Genomic DNA, 241 nt, shown 5'->3' on the forward strand with positions numbered 1-241 from the left:
TGATGGGGAGATCAAGAATAAAGGCGTTAATTAAACCACCAATTAATGAACTGACAACCACCACCACGGCGACAATCATTCCCCGGCGATTAAGGACAATCTGCTTTAAGGTCATGCCATTATTGCGCAACTGAATACCAACGAGGAAAAGTAGCAAAATTAACGTGTATTCACTGGCTTCGGTCGCGTGTTGTAAGAAAGCCAGTCCACTTAGACCAATGGCAAAACCAATCACTACTAC

At 43.6% G+C, this 241-nt stretch carries 1 pseudogene; it reads right to left on the bottom strand.

Annotation, left to right across the window (positions count from 1 at the left end):
- Nucleotides 1–241: pseudogene (lysO, locus tag HMPREF0549_RS09060) on the bottom strand (L-lysine exporter LysO); the annotation flags it as partial.

It is taken from the genome of Limosilactobacillus vaginalis DSM 5837 = ATCC 49540 (assembly GCF_000159435.1).
GTDB lineage: Bacteria > Bacillota > Bacilli > Lactobacillales > Lactobacillaceae > Limosilactobacillus > Limosilactobacillus vaginalis.